General features: G+C 68.0%; 12 protein-coding genes, 1 tRNA gene and 3 rRNA genes. 3 read left to right on the forward strand and 13 right to left on the reverse strand.

Annotated features, from left to right (window positions below; translation table 11 throughout):
• Positions 1-183 precede the first annotated feature (183 nt).
• Positions 184-2,901, forward strand: coding sequence for a SpoIIE family protein phosphatase (locus Sdia_RS24150; protein WP_371874293.1), 2,718 nt, complete (start codon positions 184-186; stop codon positions 2,899-2,901).
• An 83-nt stretch (positions 2,902-2,984) separates the two neighbouring features.
• Here Sdia_RS24150 and Sdia_RS24155 read toward each other — a convergent pair.
• The 8 genes from Sdia_RS24155 to thyX all read right to left on the reverse strand — a co-directional run bounded on the left by Sdia_RS24155 (position 2,985) and on the right by thyX (position 13,329).
• Positions 2,985-3,057, reverse strand: a tRNA-Thr gene (locus Sdia_RS24155).
• A 93-nt stretch (positions 3,058-3,150) separates the two neighbouring features.
• Complete coding sequence (locus Sdia_RS24160) at positions 3,151-3,810, reverse strand: DegT/DnrJ/EryC1/StrS family aminotransferase (protein WP_229831624.1); 660 nt, start codon at positions 3,808-3,810, stop codon at positions 3,151-3,153.
• 114 nt (positions 3,811-3,924) lie between these two features.
• A 5S ribosomal RNA gene (gene rrf, locus Sdia_RS24165) occupies positions 3,925-4,041 on the reverse strand.
• 96 nt (positions 4,042-4,137) lie between these two features.
• Positions 4,138-7,259 (reverse strand): 23S ribosomal RNA (locus Sdia_RS24170).
• A 321-nt stretch (positions 7,260-7,580) separates the two neighbouring features.
• A 16S ribosomal RNA gene (locus Sdia_RS24175) occupies positions 7,581-9,107 on the reverse strand.
• Together the 16S, 23S and 5S rRNA genes form the textbook arrangement of a ribosomal RNA operon.
• 530 nt (positions 9,108-9,637) lie before the next feature.
• The gene (locus tag Sdia_RS24180; protein ID WP_100457597.1) at positions 9,638-11,323 is read right to left on the reverse strand and encodes a ribonuclease J; all 1,686 of its coding nucleotides are present in this window, start codon (positions 11,321-11,323) and stop codon (positions 9,638-9,640) included.
• Positions 11,324-11,426: 103 nt separating this feature from the next.
• Positions 11,427-12,350, reverse strand: a complete 924-nt coding sequence (dapA, locus tag Sdia_RS24185; RefSeq protein ID WP_100457598.1) for a 4-hydroxy-tetrahydrodipicolinate synthase — start codon at positions 12,348-12,350, stop codon at positions 11,427-11,429.
• 238 nt (positions 12,351-12,588) lie between these two features.
• Complete coding sequence (gene thyX / locus Sdia_RS24190) at positions 12,589-13,329, reverse strand: FAD-dependent thymidylate synthase (protein ID WP_100457599.1); 741 nt, start codon at positions 13,327-13,329, stop codon at positions 12,589-12,591.
• A gap of 215 nt (positions 13,330-13,544) precedes the next feature.
• On the opposite strand from thyX, the gene Sdia_RS24195 reads away from it, so the two are divergent.
• Both Sdia_RS24195 and Sdia_RS24200 read left to right on the forward strand, forming a co-directional pair.
• Positions 13,545-13,784: a hypothetical protein gene (locus tag Sdia_RS24195; RefSeq protein ID WP_100457600.1), complete on the forward strand. Its 240-nt coding sequence runs from the start codon at positions 13,545-13,547 to the stop codon at positions 13,782-13,784.
• A 92-nt stretch (positions 13,785-13,876) separates the two neighbouring features.
• Positions 13,877-14,440 carry an SCO5741 family PH domain-containing membrane protein gene (locus Sdia_RS24200; protein WP_100457601.1) on the forward strand — a complete coding sequence of 188 codons (564 nt, stop codon included), beginning with the start codon at positions 13,877-13,879 and terminating at the stop codon, positions 14,438-14,440.
• 1,367 nt (positions 14,441-15,807) lie between these two features.
• On the opposite strand, the gene Sdia_RS24205 is transcribed toward Sdia_RS24200, so the two are convergent.
• From Sdia_RS24205 to rpsO, 5 genes are all read right to left on the reverse strand, one after another.
• Entirely contained in the window at positions 15,808-16,266 is a 459-nt protein-coding gene (locus Sdia_RS24205) for a tetratricopeptide repeat protein (RefSeq protein WP_100457602.1), read from the reverse strand.
• Positions 16,267-16,279: 13 nt separating this feature from the next.
• Positions 16,280-17,035, reverse strand: coding sequence for a 4-hydroxy-tetrahydrodipicolinate reductase (dapB, locus tag Sdia_RS24210; RefSeq protein WP_100457603.1), 756 nt, complete (start codon positions 17,033-17,035; stop codon positions 16,280-16,282).
• Between the two features lie 82 nt (positions 17,036-17,117).
• On the reverse strand, positions 17,118-18,494 hold the full coding sequence (locus Sdia_RS24215) for a M16 family metallopeptidase (RefSeq protein ID WP_100457604.1): 1,377 nt from the start codon (positions 18,492-18,494) through the stop codon (positions 17,118-17,120).
• Positions 18,491-20,698: a polyribonucleotide nucleotidyltransferase gene (locus Sdia_RS24220; protein ID WP_115068188.1), complete on the reverse strand. Its 2,208-nt coding sequence runs from the start codon at positions 20,696-20,698 to the stop codon at positions 18,491-18,493. The genes Sdia_RS24215 and Sdia_RS24220 overlap by 4 nt, the downstream gene beginning before the upstream one ends.
• Before the next feature lie 376 nt (positions 20,699-21,074).
• The gene (rpsO, locus tag Sdia_RS24225) at positions 21,075-21,362 is read right to left on the reverse strand and encodes a 30S ribosomal protein S15 (protein ID WP_003951205.1); all 288 of its coding nucleotides are present in this window, start codon (positions 21,360-21,362) and stop codon (positions 21,075-21,077) included.
• Positions 21,363-21,758 lie beyond the last annotated feature (396 nt).

The raw sequence follows: 21,758 nt of genomic DNA on the forward strand, positions 1-21,758 counted from the left end.
AGGCCATAACAGTTCGGCAGCTTCGCACACCGTCCGCACACCCTCCGGACCGAAACCGCGCGACCGGCATCCGCCGGGACCGTGAAGGTAAGTAACCTGGCACCAGGCTGTCCAACCACCCCGGTATGCCCGGCCTGGGCGGTGGCACACGTACGTACGGGCATCGGAGGGGCGGCCGGAGGAATGGGACTGACGTTGCCCGGGGAACAGCCCCCGGCATCCGGGGCGGAGCACCCCGACCACGGGAGCCTGGATTCCGCCGACTACCGCACGAGGAGTTCTGTGATCACGGCGCGGGCCGCCCACACCTTCGAACCGGTCGGGCGCTCGGTGGCCGCCGCCCGCGCCTTCGTCCGCGACACCCTCCAGGGCTGGGGCTTCGGCGACGTCGTGGACGACGCCGTGGTCCTCACCAGCGAACTGGTCACCAACGCCGTGGTGCACGCGGGCACCGCCGCGGAGGTGGTCTGCCTGCGCTCCGGCGACGGCGTCCGCATCGAGGTCTCCGACCGCTATCCGGAGCGGGAGATCCCGCTCCAGTCCGGCGGCGTCCAGATGGGCAGTCCGGACCGCGAGGGCGGCCGTGGCCTCCAGCTCTGCGCCGCGCTCGCCTCCCGCTGGGGCGTGGAGTACTCCCCCGCCCACAAGCACGTCTGGTTCCGCCTCGACCTGCCCGAGCGCCAGGTCGGCACCCGCGCCGCGGGCCCCTCGGTCTCCACCGAGCTGCTGCCGCTCGCCGACGACCGGGTCCGCGTCGCGGTGATCCAGATCGACAGCGAGGGCGCCGTCTCCGCCTGGAACGACGACGCGCAGGAACTCTTCGGCTACCCGGCGAAGCAGATCATCGGCCAGCCGCTGACCGACCACGCGGCGTGGCCGCACACCCCCGGCACCAGCACCGGCATCGCCGACGCCCTGCGCCTCTCCCGCTGGGAGGGCAGCTACGGCATCCGCGCCGCCGACGGCCGCGTCGTCCCCGTGTACGCCTCGCACCTGCGCGTCCGCGACCCGCAGGGCGACCCGTCCACGGTCTGCCTGCTGGTCCGCGACGACGAGCGCGCGGTCCTCGCCACCCCGCAGCGCGGCGCCGCTCCCGAGGCCGCCCACCGCGCCGACGGCCAGAGCAGCGACCCGTTCGAGACCTTCATCGGCTCCCCGGCGCCGGACGACCTGGACGGGCTGCTCCAGCGCACCGTGGAGCGCTCCCGCGACATGCTCGACGGCGACGCGGCGTTCCTGCTGCTCGCCACCGACGACGAGACGGAGCTGGAGGTCCGCGCCACCACCGGCCTGCCCTCCGCCCGCCAGCGGTTCGCCCGCGTCCCGGTCGACACCGGTTCCGGCCGGTACGGCACGGCGCGGATGCCCGCCGTCCACGAGGACCTGGCCGCCGTCCCGGGCGCCGTGCCGCTGCTGGACGGCACCGGGATGCGCTCGGTGGTCACGGTCCCGCTCAAGGTCGAGGGCCGGCTCACCGGTTCACTCGGCGTCGCCGCCGAGGGCTCCGGCCGCTACTCCAACGAGGAGGCGCTGCGCCTGCAGTTCGCCGCCGACCGGATCGCGCTGGCCGTCGAGTCCGCCCGGCTGGGCGAGCTGGAGCGGCTGCGCCGTGGCTCGCTCTCCTTCCTCGTCGAGGCGTCCGACCTGTTGGCGGGCACCCTCGACCGGGACCAGACGCTGGCGCTGATGGCCCAGATGACGGTCCCCACGCTCGCCACCTGGTGCGCCGTCTACACGATCGCGGACACCGCGTCCGAGCCGTACCTCTCCTACGTGCTGCACGAGGACGAGGAGCGCATCGACGGCCTGAAGGAACTCCTGGGCCGCATCGAGCCGCCCGAGCCGGTGCCCACGCCGGGCGCGCGCATCTGGCCCGCCCCGGCGCGCGCGGCGCACGAGGCGGCGCTGGAGGCCTCCGTACGGAGTCTGGACGACGAGCCGCACCACCTGGGTTCGGGCATCAGCTCGACCCTCACCACGGCCGCCTCGGTCGGCGGCGAGACGGTCGTCCTGCCGCTGGTGGCCCGCAACCGCGTCATCGGCATGCTCGTGCTCGGCAAGCCCTCGGAGGACCACTTCCGCCAGGAGAACCTGGAACTGGCCGAGGACCTCTCCCGCCGGGCCGCGCTCGCCCTCGACAACTCCCGCCTGTACTCGGAGCGGATGGCGATCAGCCAGTCCCTCCAGCGCAGTCTGCTCCCGCCGGAGCTGCCCGAGGTCCCCGGCGTGGAGGTCGAGGTCATCTACCGCGCGGCCGGCGAGGGCAACGAGGTCGGCGGTGACTTCTACGACCTCTTCTCCATCCCCGACGGCGCGTACGGCTTCGCCATCGGCGACGTCTGCGGCACGGGCCCGGAGGCGGCCGCCGTCACCGGCCTCGCCCGCCACGCGCTGCGCCTGCTCGCCCGTGAGGGGTACAGCGGCCCGGCCGTCCTGGAGCGCCTCAACAACGCCATCCTCGACGAGGGCGAACGCAGCCGCTTCCTCACGCTGCTCTACGGCGAGCTCCGCCCCCAGCAGGACGGCGGCGCCCTGCTGAAGGTGGTCTGCGCCGGCCATCCGCTCCCGCTGCGCCTGCGCCAGGACGGCTCCGTGCAGCCCGCCGCCGAACCGCAGCCCCTCCTCGGCGTCATGGACGACCTGGAGCTGTACGAGCAGACGGTGCGTCTGGAGCCGGGCGACGTGCTGCTCTGCGTCACCGACGGCATCACGGAACGCCGCGAGGGCAGCCGCATGCTGGGCGACGACGGGCTGGCGGAGGTCCTGAGGGGCTGCACCGGGCTGACCGCCGGCGCGGTCGCGTCCCGGGTGATGCGGGCCGTCGAGCGGTTCGCCGCCGACTCGCCCTCGGACGACATGGCCATCCTGACGATGCGCGTCCCGGAACCGCAGCGGAACTGATCCGCTGAGGGGGCCGGTCGTACCGGCCCCCTCAGGACAGCGGAAAGGCCCCCGCCCATTGGGCGGGGGCCTTTCTTTCCTTGAGCCCCAAAACGGAATCGAACCGTTGACCTTCTCCTTACCATGGAGACGCTCTGCCGACTGAGCTATTGGGGCCGGTCGCTGCCTTTTCGCGGTGTTCCGCGTGGGCAACGAGAAGAAGCATACCTGAATTCGAGCGGCCCCCGCACCACCCCCCGCTGCCGGAACTCAGGCCGGCTGGAGCAGCCCCCCGAGCGCGTTGCAGGCCGACACCAGCCGGTGGAGCCCCCGCCGCTCCCCGGCCGGTACGAGCGGCAGCGCCAGGGTGTCGTCGGCGGCCCGCTCGGTCGCGGGGAGCCGTATGTCCCGCCAGTGGTCGGCGGTGCGGTGCAGCGGCGTCTTGACCGGCACGGAGCAGGCGACGCCCCGGGCCTTGAGCGCCCGGGCGAAGGCGTCCCGGTCCGGCCGCCCGTTGCCGGGCACGCGCACGACGTACTGGGTGTAGGTGTGCTCCCGGTCCCGCTCGGGGGTGGCTACTCCGCGAAGCCGCTGGTCGAGGTGGTCGGCGGCTTTCCTGCGCTCCGTCACTTCGGCCGGCTGCCCGACGGCGTCCCGCTCCTCGAGCACCAGCAGCCGGTGCCGCTCGCCGTGGGCGCGAAGACGCCACATCGGCGCCGGGCGCCCGAAGCGGTGCACGACCACCATCGCGGCGGTACGGGGCCCGGTGGCAGCGGCCACGGCCTCGGCATCCAGGCAGTACGTGTGCGGGTCGATGTCGGCGAACACCGGCTGCGCGCCGGCGGCGACCACGGCGCCCGCGACGTCGGCCCGGCCGAAGGCAGGTACGACGACCTCGTCGCCCCGTCCGATTCCCGCGGCCCTCAGCATCTCCTCTGTCCCCATGCCGCACATGCTGACGGCGGAGGATGAACACGCGGTGACCGAAAACAAAAAAGTGGTGGTCCCCGGACCGAAATCCGGGGACCACCACTCTGAATAATAGTTCGGCGGCGACCTACTCTCCCACAGGGTCCCCCCTGCAGTACCATCGGCGCTGTAAGGCTTAGCTTCCGGGTTCGGAATGTAACCGGGCGTTTCCCTCACGCTATGACCACCGAAACACTACGAAACACACCAGCAACCACAACCCACCAGAAGATGAGTGTGCGGTTGGTGTTCGTGGTTTCAGAACCAACACAGTGGACGCGAGCAACTGAGGACAAGCCCTCGGCCTATTAGTACCGGTCAACTCCACCCCTTACAGGGCTTCCATATCCGGCCTATCAACCCAGTCGTCTACTGGGAGCCTTACCCTCTCAAGGAGGTGGGAACACTCATCTCGAAGCAGGCTTCCCGCTTAGATGCTTTCAGCGGTTATCCCTCCCGAACGTAGCCAACCAGCCATGCCCTTGGCAGAACAACTGGCACACCAGAGGTTCGTCCGTCCCGGTCCTCTCGTACTAGGGACAGCCCTTCTCAATATTCCTACGCGCACAGCGGATAGGGACCGAACTGTCTCACGACGTTCTAAACCCAGCTCGCGTACCGCTTTAATGGGCGAACAGCCCAACCCTTGGGACCGACTCCAGCCCCAGGATGCGACGAGCCGACATCGAGGTGCCAAACCATCCCGTCGATATGGACTCTTGGGGAAGATCAGCCTGTTATCCCCGGGGTACCTTTTATCCGTTGAGCGACGGCGCTTCCACAAGCCACCGCCGGATCACTAGTCCCGACTTTCGTCCCTGCTCGACCCGTCGGTCTCACAGTCAAGCTCCCTTGTGCACTTACACTCAACACCTGATTACCAACCAGGCTGAGGGAACCTTTGGGCGCCTCCGTTACACTTTAGGAGGCAACCGCCCCAGTTAAACTACCCATCAGACACTGTCCCTGATCCGGATCACGGACCCAGGTTAGACATCCAGCACGACCAGAGTGGTATTTCAACGACGACTCCACACACACTGGCGTGCATGCTTCACAGTCTCCCACCTATCCTACACAAGCCGAACCGAACACCAATATCAAACTGTAGTAAAGGTCCCGGGGTCTTTCCGTCCTGCTGCGCGAAACGAGCATCTTTACTCGTAATGCAATTTCACCGGGCCTATGGTTGAGACAGTCGAGAAGTCGTTACGCCATTCGTGCAGGTCGGAACTTACCCGACAAGGAATTTCGCTACCTTAGGATGGTTATAGTTACCACCGCCGTTTACTGGCGCTTAAGTTCTCAGCTTCGCCACACCGAAATGTGACTAACCGGTCCCCTTAACGTTCCAGCACCGGGCAGGCGTCAGTCCGTATACATCGCCTTACGGCTTCGCACGGACCTGTGTTTTTAGTAAACAGTCGCTTCTCGCTGGTCTCTGCGGCCACACCCAGCTCAGAGTGCAAGACTCATCACCAGACATGGCCCCCCTTCTCCCGAAGTTACGGGGGCATTTTGCCGAGTTCCTTAACCATAGTTCACCCGAACGCCTCGGTATTCTCTACCTGACCACCTGAGTCGGTTTAGGGTACGGGCCGCCATGAAACTCGCTAGAGGCTTTTCTCGACAGCATAGGATCATCCACTTCACCACAATCGGCTCGGCATCAGGTCTCAGACTATTGCCAGGCGGATTTACCTACCTGACGTCCTACACCCTTACCCCGGGACAACCACCGCCCGGGATGGACTACCTTCCTGCGTCACCCCATCACTCACCTACTACCAGCTCGGGTCACCGGCTCCACCACTTTCCATTCCCCGAAGGGTCCGGAACGGCTTCACGGGCTTAGCATCACTGGATTCAATGTTTGACGCTTCACAGCGGGTACCGGAATATCAACCGGTTATCCATCGACTACGCCTGTCGGCCTCGCCTTAGGTCCCGACTTACCCTGGGCAGATCAGCTTGACCCAGGAACCCTTAGTCAATCGGCGCACACGTTTCTCACGTGTGAATCGCTACTCATGCCTGCATTCTCACTCGTGAACCGTCCACAACTCGTTTCCACGGCTGCTTCACCCGGCACACGACGCTCCCCTACCCATCACAGCCTCCGTTGGGAGTATTGCTGCAATGACACGACTTCGGCGGTACGCTTGAGCCCCGCTACATTGTCGGCGCGGAATCACTAGACCAGTGAGCTATTACGCACTCTTTCAAGGGTGGCTGCTTCTAAGCCAACCTCCTGGTTGTCTCTGCGACTCCACATCCTTTCCCACTTAGCGTACGCTTAGGGGCCTTAGTCGATGCTCTGGGCTGTTTCCCTCTCGACCATGGAGCTTATCCCCCACAGTCTCACTGCCGCGCTCTCACTTACCGGCATTCGGAGTTTGGCTAAGGTCAGTAACCCGGTAGGGCCCATCGCCTATCCAGTGCTCTACCTCCGGCAAGAAACACACGACGCTGCACCTAAATGCATTTCGGGGAGAACCAGCTATCACGGAGTTTGATTGGCCTTTCACCCCTAACCACAGGTCATCCCCCAGGTTTTCAACCCTGGTGGGTTCGGTCCTCCACGACCTCTTACAGCCGCTTCAACCTGCCCATGGCTAGATCACTCCGCTTCGGGTCTAGAGCGTGCAACTCAAACGCCCTCTTAGGACTCGCTTTCGCTACGGCTTCCCCACACGGGTTAACCTCGCTACACACCGCTAACTCGCAGGCTCATTCTTCAAAAGGCACGCAGTCACGACGCACCGAGCAAACTCGATGCGCGACGCTCCCACGGCTTGTAGGCACACGGTTTCAGGTACTATTTCACTCCGCTCCCGCGGTACTTTTCACCATTCCCTCACGGTACTATCCGCTATCGGTCACCAGGGAATATTTAGGCTTAGCGGGTGGTCCCGCCAGATTCACACGGGATTTCTCGGGCCCCGTGCTACTTGGGTGTCTCTCAAACGAGCCGCTGACGTTTCGACTACGGGGGTCTTACCCTCTACGCCGGACCTTTCGCATGTCCTTCGCCTACATCAACGGTTTATGACTCGTCCCACGGCCGGCAGACCGTGGAAGAGAGATCCCACAACCCCGCATGCGCAACCCCTGCCGGGTCTCACACACATACGGTTTAGCCTCATCCAGTTTCGCTCGCCACTACTCCCGGAATCACGGTTGTTTTCTCTTCCTGCGGGTACTGAGATGTTTCACTTCCCCGCGTTCCCTCCACACTGCCTATGAGTTCAGCAGCGGGTGACAGCCCATGACGACTGCCGGGTTTCCCCATTCGGAAACCCCCGGATCAAAGCCTGGTTGACGACTCCCCGGGGACTATCGTGGCCTCCCACGTCCTTCATCGGTTCCTGGTGCCAAGGCATCCACCGTGCGCCCTTAAAAACTTGGCCACAGATGCTCGCGTCCACTGTGCAGTTCTCAAACAACGACCAACCACCCACCACCCCGAGACCAAACATCCCGAGTTCACTGGGGCCGGCAACCGAAGAAACAGCCACAACATGGCCGCTCCCTCAGACACCCAACAGCGTGCCCGACCCAGCCGACCCATGACCCTGCGTTCCACGCCGAAGCAGTACTAGCAAAACCATCGAATCCACTGTGCCGAATAGTCAACGTTCCACCCATGAGCAACCAGCACCAGACGTTCGCTGATGAACTGGCCCCTGGACCACCAACCCGAAAGCTGGCAGCCAAGAAGTGCTCCTTAGAAAGGAGGTGATCCAGCCGCACCTTCCGGTACGGCTACCTTGTTACGACTTCGTCCCAATCGCCAGTCCCACCTTCGACAGCTCCCTCCCCACAAGGGGGTTGGGCCACCGGCTTCGGGTGTTACCGACTTTCGTGACGTGACGGGCGGTGTGTACAAGGCCCGGGAACGTATTCACCGCAGCAATGCTGATCTGCGATTACTAGCGACTCCGACTTCATGGGGTCGAGTTGCAGACCCCAATCCGAACTGAGACCGGCTTTTTGAGATTCGCTCCACCTCACGGTATCGCAGCTCATTGTACCGGCCATTGTAGCACGTGTGCAGCCCAAGACATAAGGGGCATGATGACTTGACGTCGTCCCCACCTTCCTCCGAGTTGACCCCGGCGGTCTCCCGTGAGTCCCCAGCACCACAAGGGCCTGCTGGCAACACGGGACAAGGGTTGCGCTCGTTGCGGGACTTAACCCAACATCTCACGACACGAGCTGACGACAGCCATGCACCACCTGTACACCGACCACAAGGGGGGCACCATCTCTGATGCTTTCCGGTGTATGTCAAGCCTTGGTAAGGTTCTTCGCGTTGCGTCGAATTAAGCCACATGCTCCGCCGCTTGTGCGGGCCCCCGTCAATTCCTTTGAGTTTTAGCCTTGCGGCCGTACTCCCCAGGCGGGGCACTTAATGCGTTAGCTGCGGCACGGACAACGTGGAATGTTGCCCACACCTAGTGCCCACCGTTTACGGCGTGGACTACCAGGGTATCTAATCCTGTTCGCTCCCCACGCTTTCGCTCCTCAGCGTCAGTATCGGCCCAGAGATCCGCCTTCGCCACCGGTGTTCCTCCTGATATCTGCGCATTTCACCGCTACACCAGGAATTCCGATCTCCCCTACCGAACTCTAGCCTGCCCGTATCGACTGCAGACCCGGGGTTAAGCCCCGGGCTTTCACAACCGACGTGACAAGCCGCCTACGAGCTCTTTACGCCCAATAATTCCGGACAACGCTTGCGCCCTACGTATTACCGCGGCTGCTGGCACGTAGTTAGCCGGCGCTTCTTCTGCAGGTACCGTCACTTTCGCTTCTTCCCTGCTGAAAGAGGTTTACAACCCGAAGGCCGTCATCCCTCACGCGGCGTCGCTGCATCAGGCTTTCGCCCATTGTGCAATATTCCCCACTGCTGCCTCCCGTAGGAGTCTGGGCCGTGTCTCAGTCCCAGTGTGGCCGGTCGCCCTCTCAGGCCGGCTACCCGTCGTCGCCTTGGTGAGCCACTACCTCACCAACTAGCTGATAGGCCGCGGGCTCATCCTGCACCGCCGGAGCTTTACACCATCCACCATGCGATGGACGGTCATATCCGGTATTAGACCCCGTTTCCAGGGCTTGTCCCAGAGTGCAGGGCAGATTGCCCACGTGTTACTCACCCGTTCGCCACTAATCCACCCCGAAGGGCTTCATCGTTCGACTTGCATGTGTTAAGCACGCCGCCAGCGTTCGTCCTGAGCCAGGATCAAACTCTCCGTGAATGTGTACCGGTAATCCGGTCAACAAGCACAAGAGCGGTACGACAAGGAGGAATAGTCCCTGCCGTACACAGCGTCCTCGCTGTTGTATTTCAAAGGAACCTCGACCAGCCAGAAACCTGGATGGTCGGGGTATCAACATATCTGGCGTTGACTTTTAGCACGCTGTTGAGTTCTCAAGGAACGGACGCTTCCTTCGTACTCACCCTCTCGGGCTTTCCTCCGGGCGCTTCCCTTCGGTATTTCGTGTTCCGACTCTATCAGACTCTTTCACGTCCGATTTCCTCGGTGCCTTTCCGGTTCGAGCGCCGCGTTTCCGCTTCGCTTTTCCCTTTCGGCGCTTCCGACTTTATCAGAGAACCTGAGTCGGAATTTCCACCCTCCCTGGTTCGGCCTGGGCACACTGAGGCACACTGAGGTTCCCGCTGGGGTGGAGACGTAAACGTACTGGAGCGGGGCTCCCCGATGCAAATCGGGGAGCCCCGCTCCGGCAGCGCACGCGTGCGCGCCCTCGTGACGTGGCGTCAGGCGGCTCAGACCTCGACGACCACCGGCAGGATCATCGGGCGCCGGCGGTAGTGGTCGGAGACCCACTTGCCGAGAGTCCGGCGGACGAGCTGCTGGAGCTGGTGCGGCTCGACCACGCCGTCCTGCGCCGACTTCTCCAGGACCTCCTGGATGCGGGGGACGACCTCGGAGAAGCGCGCGTCGTCGATACCCGAACCACGGGCCTGGATGTACGGACCGCCGGTGACCTTGCCGGAGCTGGAGTCCACCACGACGAAGACCGAGATGATGCCCTCGTCACCGAGGATGCGGCGGTCCTTGAGCGAGGTCTCGGTGACGTCGCCGACCGAGAGGCCGTCCACGTAGACGTAACCGGCCTGGACCTTGCCGACGATCTTGGCGCGGCCGTCGACCAGGTCGACGACGACACCGTCCTCGGCGATGACGATGTTCTGCGGCGGGACGCCGGTGAGAACGCCCAGCTCGGCGTTGGCGCGCAGGTGGCGCCATTCGCCGTGGACCGGCATCAGGTTCTTGGGCTTGCAGATGTTGTAGAAGTACAGCAGCTCGCCTGCGGAGGCGTGGCCGGAGACGTGCACCTTGGCGTTGCCCTTGTGGATGACGTTGGCGCCCCAGCGGGTCAGGCCGTTGATCACGCGGTAGACCGCGTTCTCGTTGCCCGGGATCAGCGAGGAGGCCAGGATCACCGTGTCGCCCTGGACGATGCGGATCTGGTGATCGCGGTTGGCCATCCGGGAGAGCGCCGCCATCGGCTCGCCCTGCGAACCGGTGCAGACCAGCACGACCTCGTCGTCGGGCAGGTCGTCGAGGGTCTTCACGTCGACGACGAGACCCGGCGGCACCTTCAGGTAGCCGAGGTCGCGGGCGATGCCCATGTTGCGGACCATGGAGCGCCCGACGAAGGCCACGCGGCGGCCGTACTCGTGGGCGGCGTCCAGGATCTGCTGGATGCGGTGCACGTGGCTGGCGAAGCTCGCCACGATGATCCGCTTGTTGGCGTTGGCGAAGACCGTGCGCAGGACGTTGGAGATGTCCCGCTCGGGCGGTACGAAGCCGGGGACCTCGGCGTTGGTGGAGTCCGTCAGCAGGAGGTCGATGCCCTCCTCGCCGAGCTTCGCGAAGGTCGGCAGGTCGGTCAGCCGCCGGTCCATCGGCAGCTGGTCCATCTTGAAGTCGCCGGTGTGCACCACCATGCCCGCGGGGGTGCGGACGGCGACGGCCAGGGCGTCCGGGATGGAGTGGTTGACCGCGATGAACTGGCAGTCGAACGGACCGATGCGCTCCCGGTGGTCCTCCGCCACCTCCAGCGTGTACGGCCGGATGCGGTGCTCCTGCAGCTTCGCCTCGATCAGCGCGAGCGTGAGCTTCGAGCCGATCAGCGGGATGTCGGGCTTCTCGCGCAACAGGTACGGGACGGCGCCGATGTGGTCTTCGTGGCCGTGGGTGAGGACGATGCCCTCGATGTCGTCGAGGCGGTCCCGGATCGACGAGAAGTCGGGCAGGATCAGGTCGATGCCCGGCTGCTCCTCCTCGGGGAAGAGGACACCGCAGTCGACGATCAGCAGCCGGCCGTCGTACTCGAAGACCGTCATGTTGCGGCCGATCTCGCCGAGGCCGCCGAGCGGTGTGACGCGCAGGCCGCCCTTGGGCAGCTTCGGCGGGGGACCGAGTTCAGGGTGCGGATGACTCAAAAGATTCTCCCTACCACCCGCGCCACGTACCGGACGGCACGTGGCGCGGGTGTCGTTCGTGCTGGTGAAGTTGTGTGGTGCCGCTCCGGCGTACCGGTGGCGCCTATGCAGTTGTGAAGTCTGAGGACTGGAGCTGCACCCCGCCCGCGGCGAGATCGATGGTGAGCTGCGCGGTCTCCTCCGCGGACAGCTCGACCAGCGGCAGGCGCAACGGCCCGCCGGGCAGTCCGAGCCGCTGAAGGGCGGCCTTGGTGGTGATGACGCCCTGGGTGCGGAACATCCCGGTGAAGACGGGGAGCAGGCGCTGGTGGATCTCGGTGGCCTTCTGGACGTCGCCGCTCACATGCGCCTCGAGCAGCGCGCGCAGCTCCGGGGTGACCAGGTGGCCGACGACCGAGACGAAACCGACCGCGCCCACCGACAGGAGCGGGAGGTTCAGCATGTCGTCGCCGGAGTACCAGGCGAGGTCCGAGCGGGCGATGGCCCAGCTGGCGCGGCCCAGGTCGCCCTTGGCGTCCTTGTTGGCCACGATGCGCGGATGCTCGGCCAGGCGGACCAGGGTCTCCGTGTTGATCGGGACGCCGCTGCGGCCGGGGATGTCGTAGAGCATGACCGGCAGGCCGGTGGCGTCCGCGATGGCCGTGAAGTGGCGGTACAGGCCCTCCTGCGGGGGCTTGTTGTAGTACGGCGTGACCGTCAGCAGGCCGTGGGCTCCGGCCGCCTCGGCGGCCCTGGCCAGCTCGACGCTGTGGCGGGTGTCGTTGGTGCCGACACCGGCGACGATGTGCGCCCGGTCGCCGACCGCGTCGAGCACGGCCCGGATCAGCTCGGTTTTCTCCGCGTCGCTGGTGGTCGGGGACTCGCCGGTGGTGCCGTTGAGGACCAGTCCGTCGTTGCCGGCGTCCACCAGGTGGGTGGCGAGACGCCGGGCGCCGTCGATGTCGAGCGCGCCGTCCGCCGTCAGCGGCGTGACCATGGCGGTGAGGACCCTCCCGAAGGGGGTCTGCGGAGTGGAGGTCGGAGCCATGGGTAACACGCTACTCGCTACACGGCGTGCGGTCCCCCTCAGGGCGATGTGACGAGGGTCGTCGGCGCGCCCGGCCGGGCGGACGAACGGGGCAAGGGCAGACAGAAGGGCCCGGCACTGCCTGCTCGGGGGTTCAAGCAGTGCCGGACCCGTTTCATCAGGCTAGATGAACGTTCCGATAAGCCGCAAACCAGACACTTCAGATGGCTGGCGGACCGGCGCGCCCGCGGAAGCCGCCTCAGGGGCCGACGCGACCGTTCTTGTTGAAGGCGGCGTACGTGAGCGGCATCAGCTCGGCCCAGCGGGCCTCCATCTGCTCACCGACCATCTCGATCTCGCGCTGCGGGAAGGAGGGCACCGTCGCCAGCTCGTGCTGGGTGCGCAGACTGAGGAAGTTCATCAGGGAGCGGGCGTTGCACGTCGCGTACATCGAGGAGTACAGGCCGACCGGGAGCGCGGCGCGGGCCACCTCCCGGGCCACTCCGCCCGCCAGCATCTCCTGGTAGGCGTCGTACGCCTGGGCGTACGTGGTCTCCAGGGTGCGGGCGGTCAGCTCGCGCTGCTCCTCGGTGCCCTCGACGAACTCGTACTTCCCGGGCCGGCCCCGCTGGACGAGTTTGCGGGCGGCGTCGGGGACGTAGAAGACAGGCTGGAGCTCGCGGTAGCGACCGGACTCCTCGTTGTACGACCAGCCCACCCGGTGCCGCATGAACTCGCGGAAGACGAAGATGGGAGCGCTGATGAAGAAGGTCATCGAGTTGTGCTCGAAGGGACTGCCGTGGCGGTCCCGCATCAGATAGTTGATCAGACCCCGGGAACGCTCCGGGTCCTTGCTCAGCTCGTCCAGGGACTGCTCGCCGGCGGTGGAGACACGGGCGGCCCACAGCACGTCCGTGTCACTCGCGCTGTGCTTGACCAGTTCCACCGTGACATCGCTGCGAAAGCTGGGCTTGAGGTCTGGAGCAGGGGTGTCGCTCACCTGCGGGTCCTTCCATGGGGTGTCGCTCGGGCGGCGCCCACTCTACGACCCGGCACCGACGATCGGCCGTTCGGAGTGCTCCGCCGACAATCTTCAGCGAATTCGGCGATATGGGGCACCGATCCGGCCCGCCGATCGTCTTTCCTTACAGAGACGTGTCTCACGTCCCGCAGCGCATCACGACCGTTCACGAACTCCAAGGAGAAGCGCCCCAAATGTTCCGTCGGCGAGAGCCCGTTCCGTTCGCCTTCATCGCCGAGGCTGAGAAGTTCCGCAGCAACGTCACCCCGCCGCCCAGGGAGCGTGCCTCCAAGGGCCAGCGGGTCGGCAGCACCCTGATGGGGCTGACCGTGGTGGCCGGGCTGGTCGGTGCCCTGTTGATCGGCACGCCCGCCCTCTCCCCCGAGCAGTCGCCCCTCCAGCAGCAGAAGTCCGAGGCATCCGAGGGTCGCTGAGGCGACCCGGGGACCCTGAAGTGGTCGGGGCCCGGCACTCTCGGTAGCCTCACCGGGCACCACCCCCGAGCGTGCTTGAGTGAGGACCAGCCGTGCCCCTTGCCTTTCTGACGGCCGACCGTGCATTCGACGAGGCCGCGGACGACGCCCCGCTCCCGTTCGACGACCGGGACCAGTGGCGGCGGCCGTACCGCCCCGGCCCCTGGCGGGTCGGGGCGGCGGCGATACTGCTGCTGCTGGCATCCTTCGTCCTGGTCAGCGCCGTGATCATCGCCGCGGCCGGCGGTCTGTCCGGGGCCGGGGTGACCTGCGCCCTCGGGTTCGCGGTCGTCGCCTCGGCCCTGCGCCTGCTGCGCATGGGCGTCTGGGTCAACGCGACGGGCCTGCGGCACGTCGGTTTCTTCCTCACCCGCACCACCCCGTGGGAGCGGGTGCGCGCGGTGCGGACCGCGCAGCGTCCCGTGAAGTGGCTGTCGCTGCCCCGCACGGTGCAGGGGCAGGCACTGGAGCTCGTGGTCCGTGACCGCGGGGCCGAGCCCGCCGTCCTGCTCACCGACCACAACGCGGACTTCCTCTCCCGCGCGGAGTCGTTCGACCGCGCCGCCGACACCGTCGAGGTCTGGGCGTACGAGTACGCCCCCGCCGTACGCGGCTGACGGCCGGGCGCGCGGAGGGCCCCTGGAGGTGCGGCGCGGAGTCCGGGGGCCGGTGCGGTACACGTGGTCGACTGACTGGTGCCAGGAGCTCAGCGAGACGCTCGGCCGGGGTTTCCCGGCCGAGCGTCTCGCGTGGGCGGGCTGTCGAGTCCCGTGGTCGTCGCGTCCGCGTCCACACGGTGCGGCGGGGCGGACGGTGCCTTCGGGGAGGTGCTGTGTCGCGGTGTTCCGTGCGTGTTCCCGTTCGAGCCGGGTTGCCAGGGACGGGCGGGGCCGCAGAAGCGGACCGGGGTGCCGGTCGTGGGGAGTCGAGGAGCCGTGGTCGGCCCTCCCGATGCCCTGGGACCCACGTCAGGGACCGCGTCAGGTGGCCGGGGAGTGGTCGGGACGGTGTGGGTCAGGGCGTCCATCGCGGATGTGCGTGGCCGAGCCGTTCTGGACCGGTGCGACGGCATCACGCGGCGGGTGGTGCGTCGAGAAGCGAGCCGGTGGCAAGGCGGCTGTCCTCGCCGGTGATCCTGGCGCCTTACCCGTGGCAGGGCCCTGCCACGGTCCCGGCTCCGGCGGGGCCTTCGCTGATCAGGGCTGTCGGTGCACCGTGGCTGACGCCGCTGGGCCTGGCGGCGCGGTTGGCGGCGGGTGCGTCCGGTGCGCGGGGCCGGGCGGAGTCGCGGCGCGGTTCGCCCGACCCGGAGCGGGCCTGGCGGGTCGTCGCGTGGGCCACGCGTGTCTCTGGCCGGCCGGGAAGTGTGGCCGCAGAGCCTGGCGGGTCTGCGCGGAACTCCACCGTGGACGCGGGTGGTACGGCTGGGGTCCCGCGGCTCGGGGCCCTGGCCCGTCTTCCACCCCGGCGCGGGCCGTCGCGGCCCGGCGGCGTAGGGCCGGTGTGCCCGGCGAGGGCTGTCCGCGCGCGGCCGGGTGCCGTCGCGGTGGATCTCACGGCTGCGCGGCGAGGCGCCGCGGCTCAGCCCGGCCGCCCTCTGCCGGCTGGTCGCCTTCCCGCCCGACCGGTGAAGGGTGGGGAGGCGGTCGGGCTACCGCCAGAAGGTCGAAGGGCTCCCGGACGGCACCGCGACGAGGACCGGCGGTGTGACCTCGTTCGTTCCGGGAGGCCACCCGCCGGTGCGCCGCGCCTTGCCTGTCCGGTGGTTGGTCCCGGCTCGTTCGCGGGCTTCGGCGCGGCTCGGGCTCCGGTCCACGAGCCGGACGTACTCCTCCCGCTCATGGACCGGAGCCCTGTGGTCCCGCGACTTCCGGCGCTCCCGGTCCTGGGACCGGTGGCGTCCCTCAGGACCGGGGTGTCGCGACGTCCGCCGAGCCCAAGCCCTCCGCCCGGCTGTCCCGGCCGTTCTGCTGTCCGGGCCGTGTCAGCCTTGGTCCGGGACGGGGCGGCCGGCGTGCAGGGCGATGGCGCGCTGCATCGCCTTGCGGGCCCGGGGGGTGTCCCGGGCGTCGTGGTAGGCGACGGCCAGCCGGAACCAGCAGCGCCAGTCGTCGGGGTGGTCCTCGGTCTCGGCGCGCCGGCGGGCGAAGACCGCGTCGGCGGAGGAACGGTCGACGCGGCCGCTCGCGGTACGGACCAGTTCGTCCTCCGGGAGGCCGCCCTCGGCCTCCAGTTCGGCGGCGAGCCGGTTGGCCCGCTGGACGAACTGGGTGTTCTTCCAGAGGAACCAGACGCCGATCACCGGCAGCACCAGCACGGCCACGCCGAAGACGACGGTCAGCGGTGTGCCGTGCCGGATGAGCAGCACGCCTCGGCTGCCGACCAGGACGAAGTAGACGATCAGGACGGCGGCCGTGACGAGGTAGGTGATCTTTGCGCGCATGGGGCCAGCCCGGTCAGTTCAGGTCGAGGAAGTGTTCCAGGCCGAAGGTGAGCCCCGGAGCGCTCCCCACCCGCCTGGCGCCGAGCAGGATGCCCGGCATGAAGCTGCTGTGGTGCAGCGAGTCGTGGCGGACGGTGAGGGTCTCGCCCTCACCGCCGAACAGGACCTCCTGGTGGGCGAGGAGACCGCGCAGCCGCACGGCGTGCACGGGGACGCCGTCCACGTCGGCGCCGCGCGCCCCGTCCAGCGCGGTCGCCGTGGCGTCGGGCTGGCCGGCGAGGCCCGCCTCGGCACGGGCGGCGGCGATCAGCTGGGCGGTGCGGGTGGCGGTGCCCGAGGGGGCGTCGGCCTTGTTCGGGTGGTGCAGCTCGACGACCTCCACCGACTCGAAGTACCGGGCCGCCTGCTGGGCGAAGGCCATGGTGAGCACGGCGCCGATGGAGAAGTTCGGCGCGATGAGGACCCCGGTGTCCGGGGAGGCGTCGAGCCAGCCGCGCAGCGTGGCGAGCCGCTCGTCGTTCCAGCCGGTGGTGCCGACCACGGCGTGAACGCCGTGGCCGACGAGGAACTCGAGGTTCTCCATGACGGAACCGGGGGTGGTCAGCTCCACCGCGACCTGGGCGCCGGCCTCGGTGACCGCCGACAGGGCGTCGCCGCGGCCGAGCGCCGCCACCAGTTCCATGTCCTCGGCCGCCTCGACGGCGCGTACGGCCTCGGAACCGATCCGGCCCCTGGCGCCCAGCACGGCCACCCGCAGCTTCTCGCTCATTGCTTCGTTCCTCTTCTCCGGTGGTTCCCCGGCGTCGCCGGGTCTGCGGTCGTCCGGCGGCGGGCCACGGCGCCCGGCCGGGTCAGGCGACCACGTCGTGCAGGCGCGCGGCCTGCTTGTCCTTGACCGGCCCGATGACGGACAGGGAGGGCCGTTGCCCCAGGACGTCGCGGGCCACCTCGCGGACCTCGTCCGGGGTGACCGCGGCGATCTTGGCCAGCATGTCGTCGACCGACATCTGCTCGCCCCAGCACAGCTCGCTCTTGCCGATGCGGTGCATGAGGGCGCCGGTGTCCTCCAGGCCGAGGACGGTGGACCCGGCGAGCTGGCCGATGGCACGGCTGACCTCGTCGTCGCCGAGGCCGCCGTCGGCGACCGCGCCGAGTTCGTCGCGGCAGATCCGCAGCACGTCGTCGACCTGGCTGGGCCGGCATCCCGCGTACACCCCGAAGAGGCCGCAGTCGGCGAAGCCCGAGGTGTACGAGTACACGCTGTAGGCCAGGCCGCGCTTCTCGCGGACCTCCTGGAAGAGGCGGGAGGACATGCCGCCGCCGAGGGCGGCGTTGAGGACGCTCATCGCCCAGCGGCGGTCGTCGGTGCGGGCGAGGCCCGGCATTCCGAGGATGACGTGGGCCTGCTCGGTGCGGCGGTTGAGCACCTCGACCTTGCCGGTCGCGCGCAGGGTGCGGTGGCCCGCGCGGGGGGCGGTCGGCACGGCGTCCGTGCGCTCCAGGGCGCCGGCGCGGTCGAAGGCGGCGCGGACCTGCCGGACGAGGCGGGCGTGGTCGACGTTGCCCGCGGCGGCGACGACCAGGCGGGTCGGGTCGTAGTGCCGCTTGTGGAAGCGGGCGATCTGGTCGCGGCTGAGGGCGTTGACGGTGTCGACGGTGCCGAGGACGGGGCGGCCGAGCGGGGTGTCGCCGAGCATCGTGTGGGCGAACAGGTCGTGGACGCAGTCGCCCGGGTCGTCCTCGGTCATCGCGATCTCCTCGAGGATGACGCCGCGCTCGGCGTCGACGTCCTCGGGCGCGATCAGGGAGCCGGTGAGCATGTCGCAGACCACGTCGACGGCGAGCGGCAGGTCGGTGTCGAGCACCCGCGCGTAGTAGCAGGTGTACTCCTTCGCCGTGAAGGCGTTCATCTCGCCGCCGACCGCGTCGATCGCGGCGGAGATGTCGAGGGCGCTGCGCTTGGCGGTGCCCTTGAAGAGGAGGTGTTCGAGGTAGTGGGTGGCGCCGTTCAGCGTGGGGGTCTCGTCGCGGGAGCCGACGTTGACCCAGATGCCGAAGGTGGCGGAGCGGACGGAGGGCAGGGTCTCGGTGACCACGCGCAGCCCGCCGGGGAGGGTGGTGCGGCGGACGGTGCCGATGCCGTCCTTGCCCGGGAGCAGCGTTTGGGTACGGGCGACGGCCCGCGCCGGAGTGGCGCGGGCCGTCGTCCGGGAGGTGCGGGACGTCACGAGGAGGCGTCGTCCTTCTCGTCCTCGCCCTCGATGACCGGAATCAGCGAGAGCTTGCCGCGGGAGTCGATCTCGGCGATCTCGACCTGGACCTTCTGGCCGACGCCGAGGACGTCCTCGACGTTCTCCACGCGCTTGCCGCCGGCGAGCTTGCGGATCTGCGAGATGTGCAGCAGACCGTCCTTGCCGGGGAGCAGGGAGACGAAGGCACCGAAGGTGGTGGTCTTGACGACCGTGCCCAGGTAGCGCTCGCCGACCTCCGGCATGGTCGGGTTGGCGATGCCGTTGATCGTGGCGCGGGCGGCCTCGGCGGCCGGGCCGTCGGCGGCACCGATGTAGATGGTGCCGTCGTCCTCGATCGTGATGTCGGCGCCGGTGTCCTCCTGGATCTGGTTGATCATCTTGCCCTTGGGGCCGATGACCTCGCCGATCTTGTCCACGGGGATCTTGACGGTGATGATCCGCGGGGCGTTGGGGGACATCTCGTCCGGGACGTCGATGGCCTCGTTCATCACGTCGAGGATGTGGAGGCGGGCGTCGCGGGCCTGCTTCAGCGCGGCGGCCAGGACCGAGGCGGGGATGCCGTCGAGCTTGGTGTCGAGCTGGAGCGCGGTGACGAAGGTCTTGGTGCCGGCGACCTTGAAGTCCATGTCGCCGAAGGCGTCCTCCGCACCGAGGATGTCGGTGAGGGTGACGTAGTGCGTCTCGCCGTCGATCTCCTGGGAGATCAGGCCCATGGCGATACCGGCGACGGGGGCCTTGAGCGGCACACCGGCGTTCAGCATCGACATGGTGGAGGCGCAGACCGAGCCCATCGACGTGGAGCCGTTGGAGCTGAGGGCCTCGGAGACCTGGCGGATCGCGTAGGGGAACTCCTCGCGGGTCGGCAGGACCGGGACCAGGGCGCGCTCGGCGAGGGCGCCGTGACCGATCTCGCGGCGCTTCGGGGAGCCGACGCGGCCGGTCTCGCCGGTGGAGTACGGCGGGAAGTTGTAGTTGTGCATGTAGCGCTTGCGCGTCACCGGGGAGAGGGTGTCGAGCTGCTGCTCCATGCGCAGCATGTTGAGGGTGGTGACGCCCAGGATCTGGGTCTCGCCACGCTCGAACAGCGCCGAGCCGTGCACGCGCGGGATGGCCTCGACCTCGGCGGCGAGCGTACGGATGTCCGTGACACCGCGGCCGTCGATGCGGACCTTGTCCTTGATGACGCGGCGGCGGACCAGTTCCTTGGTCAGCGCGCGGTAGGCCGCGGAGATCTCCTTCTCGCGGCCTTCGAACTGCGGGAGCAGCTTCTCGGCGGCGAGGGCCTTGACGCGGTCCAGCTCGGCCTCGCGCTCCTGCTTGCCGCCGATGGTCAGCGCCTGGGCGAGCTCGGTCTCCACGGCGTCCGCGAGGGCCTCGAGCACGTCGTCCTGGTAGTCCAGGAAGATCGGGAACTCACCGGTGGGCTTGGCGGCCTTGGCGGCCAGCTCGGACTGGGCCTTGCAGAGCGTCTTGATGAACGGCTTGGCGGCTTCCAGACCGGCGGCGACGACCTCTTCGGTCGGGGCGGCGGCGCCGTCCTTGACCAGCTGGATGGTCTTCTCGGTGGCCTCGGCCTCGACCATCATGATCGCGACGTCGCCGTCGTCGAGCACACGGCCGGCGACGACCATGTCGAAGACGGCGTCCTCCAGCTCGGTGTGGGTCGGGAAGCCGACCCACTGGCCGTTGATCAGCGCGACGCGGGTGCCGCCGATCGGGCCGGAGAAGGGCAGGCCGGCCAGCTGCGTGGAGCAGGAGGCGGCGTTGATGGCGACCACGTCGTAGAGGTGGTCGGGGTTGAGCGCCATGATCGTCTCGACGATCTGGATCTCGTTGCGCAGACCCTTGCGGAAGGAGGGGCGCAGCGGCCGGTCGATCAGGCGGCAGGTGAGGATCGCGTCCTCGGAGGGCCGGCCCTCACGGCGGAAGAAGGAACCGGGGATCTTCCCGGCCGCGTACATGCGCTCCTCGACGTCCACGGTCAGCGGGAAGAAGTCCAGCTGGTCCTTGGGCTTCTTGGAGGCGGAGGTGGCCGACAGCACCATGGTGTCGTCGTCCAGGTACGCCACGGCGGAGCCGGCGGCCTGCTTGGCCAGGCGGCCCGTCTCGAAGCGGATGGTGCGGGTGCCGAAGGTGCCGTTGTCGATGACGGCCTCGGCGTAGTGGGTCTCGTTCTCCACTCGTTGCTCTCCTCGTCTTCGTCCCTTGCCCGTGTGGCGTGGGGACGGGGGCGGGGAGCGCTCCAGTTGCGGGCCGGTCTTCGATCGAAGCTCTCGGTGCCCCGCTCACGCGGTGCTTCCGGGAGCCACTACCGAGGACCGGCGGCGGCGCGGAGCGCGTCCCCTCGTCTCGCCCGGGGCGCACCCGGGCACTTCCGCCGGACACGTTTCTTACGTGCCCGGTGACCACCGTACGCGTACGTACGGTACGCGTGGCCGTGGTCGGGGTCGTTCTGCCGTCACGCGTGCCACCAGCCTACAAAGAGAGCGGGCCGGGGCGCACGTACGGCAAAGGGAGCGGTCCCCTCAGTCGGGGAACCGCTCCCTCCGCGACGTCTTACTTGGCGCCCGCGGCACCGCGGCGGATGCCGAGGCGCTCGACCAGGGCACGGAAGCGCTGGATGTCCTTCTTGGCCAGGTACTGCAGAAGGCGGCGGCGCTGACCGACCAGGATCAGCAGACCACGACGGGAGTGGTGGTCGTGCTTGTGGGTCTTGAGGTGCTCGGTCAGGTCCGAGATCCGGCGCGACAGCAGGGCGACCTGGACCTCGGGGGAGCCGGTGTCACCCTCCTTGGTGGCGAACTCGGTCATGATCTGCTTCTTCGTAGCGGCGTCGAGCGACACGCGTACTCCTCTGTGATGTCTTCGCTTGCCTCCGAGCGCCCCTGGTCTTCGTCTCAGGGGAGGCTTCGGTGACTCGGGAGGCGGATGGGTCCGTCCGGTCGTCCGGGACCGCGTGTCGAACGCGGGGCTCGGGACGTGGGCACAGACGGCCTCGGACAGAGTAGCAGGGGCGGGAGCCGGTCTCGCCACGGCCCACAGCGGCCGACGAGGGTCGCACGGGGGCCGGCAGGGGCTCGCGCAGGGGCGCCGCACGCCCCCTGCCGGGGGCGCCGCGCCCCTGCGAGGGAAGCACGCGGAGGGTCTCGCGCTCCTTCGGGGGGTGTCCGGACAAGGAGGTGGTGAGGAGGGGCGCCGGCACGGCAGACTGGGCGGCCGGTTTCGCCGTCGGGTCGGAAG

Source organism: Streptomyces diastaticus subsp. diastaticus (genome assembly GCF_011170125.1).
Classification (GTDB): Bacteria; Actinomycetota; Actinomycetes; order Streptomycetales; family Streptomycetaceae; genus Streptomyces; species Streptomyces diastaticus.